The organism is Mitsuaria sp. TWR114 (assembly GCF_007997345.1).
In genome coordinates this window covers 1-2,062 of the sequence record NZ_VOSR01000176.1, presented here as the reverse complement: position 1 = coordinate 2,062, position 2,062 = coordinate 1, and the positions used below count along the sequence as shown (strand labels likewise).

2 protein-coding genes are annotated in these 2,062 nt (G+C 73.8%); both read left to right on the top strand.

Annotated elements, in window-relative coordinates:
* Positions 1-1,111, top strand: a 1,111-nt coding sequence (locus tag FUT87_RS08285; RefSeq protein WP_310735137.1) for a DUF3570 domain-containing protein, incomplete at its 5' end; no start/stop codon positions are given.
* A 10-nt stretch (positions 1,112-1,121) separates the two neighbouring features.
* Positions 1,122-2,062, top strand: a 941-nt coding sequence (locus FUT87_RS08280) for an FAD:protein FMN transferase (protein WP_147240715.1), incomplete at its 3' end; no start/stop codon positions are given.

Genomic DNA, 2,062 nt, shown 5'->3' with positions numbered 1-2,062 from the left:
CGGCGTGCTCGCCGCAGCGCTGCTGCTGCCGGGGCTGCAGCCAGCGGCGCAGGCCGAGACCGCGCCCGAACAGGCCGAGGTCGCCGTCAAGCTGCTGTCCTACCGCGACCGCCAGCCCGGCTTCGATCGCATCAAGGTGACCGCGCCGTCGGTCTACCTGATGGTGCCGGTGGCCGGCCGCTGGTCGGTCGAGGGCTCGCTGGTGACCGACAGCGTCTCCGGTGCCTCGCCGCGCTTCCACAGCGCCGTCTCGGGCGCCTCGCGGCTGGACGAGGAACGCAAGGCCGGCGACATCCGCGTCACGCGCTACAACGACCGCGACGCGTGGTCCGTCGGCGCGGCCTACTCGACCGAGCACGACTACCGCTCGCGCACGGTCTCGGCCGACTACCGGCGCTCCAGCGAGGACAACAACACCACCTGGAACATCGGCGCCGCCTTCGGCGACGACTGGATCGGCTCCTCCAACGACCCGACGCTCAGCCGCGGCCGCAACACCACGCAGCTGACCGCCGGCGTGACCCAGGCCTGGACCGCGGTGGACCTGGTGCAGCTGAGCCTGGGCGCGAGCTGGGGCCACGGCATGTACTCGGACCCCTACAAGTTCCCGGACCGCCGCCCGGACCGGCGCGAGCAGTACACGGTGATGGCGCGCTGGAACCATCACTTCAGCGACTGGCGCGCGACGCTGCGCAGCAGCTGGCGCTATTACGCCGACAGCTTCGGCGTGCGCGCCAACACGGTCGAGACCGCCTGGGTGCAGCCGCTCGCCGGCGGCTGGACGCTGACGCCGATGCTGCGCTACACGACGCAGCGCGCGGCCAAGTTCTATTACGACCCGGTCTACGACCCCGCGCTCGGCGCGCCCTTCCCGCCCGGCTACACCGCCACCTCGCCGCGGTACCTGTCCGGCGACCAGCGCCTGTCGGCCTTCGGCGCGATCACCGCCGGGCTCAAGGTCGCCTACGAGTTCGCGCCGCGCTGGACCGCCGACATCAGCCTCGAGCACTACGAGCAGCGCGCCGCCTGGCGCCTGGGCGGCAGCGGCTCGCCGGGTCTGGACCGCTTCCAGGCCGACTGGCTGCAGATCGGCCTCTCGCACAAGTTCTGAGGCCACGACGATGCTGCGCGACGCCACGACCTCGCCGCCCTCGGCGGCGGCCCCGGCGGCTCCCCTGCCGCCGGACGGCCTCGCCGAACGGGAGCATCGCCACGCCTTCACGGCGATGGCCTCGCCCAACGAGATCGTGCTGGCCGGCGTCCCGCCGGCGCAGGCCGCCGACGCCTGCGCCTTCGCCGAGGCCGAGGTCCGCCGCATCGAGCGCAAGTACTCGCGCTACCGCGACGACAGCGTGATCTCGGCGATCAACGCGCGCGCGGGCCGCGGCGGCGTGACCGTCGACGCCGAGACCGCGCACCTGCTCGACTTCGCCGCCGAGCTGCATCGCCAGAGCGACGGCCTCTTCGACCTCACCAGCGGCTGCCTGCGCCGCGCCTGGGACTTCAAGGCCGGCCGCGAGCCCTCGCCCGACGCGCTGGCCTTGCAGCTCGCGCGCATCGGCTGGCACCGCGTGCAGTGGGACGGCCGCGCCATCGCGCTGCCGCAGGCCGGCATGGAGATCGACTTCGGCGGCATCGGCAAGGAATACGCCGCCGACCGCGCCGTCGCGGTGCTGCGCGAGCTCGGCTTGCGCCATGGCTTCGTGAACCTGGGCGGCGACCTGCGCGTGCTCGGCCCGCGTCCGGACGGCCAGCCCTGGGTCTTCGCCATCCGGCATCCGCGGCGCGAGCACGAGGTCTGCGCGCGCATCGCGCTGGGCAGCGGCGCCCTGGCCACCAGCGGCGACTACGAGCGCTTCTTCATCGCGGCCGACGGCCGGCGCTGCTGCCACATCCTCGATCCGCGCACCGGGCAGCCGGTGCGCCACTGGCAGGCCGTCAGCGTGGTCGCGCCGCTGTGCATCGCCGCCGGCGCCCTGGCCACGATGGCGATGCTGATCGGCGCGCCGGCCGCCACGCGGCTGAGCACGCCGGGCGTGGGCTTCCTGCTGATCGATGCCGA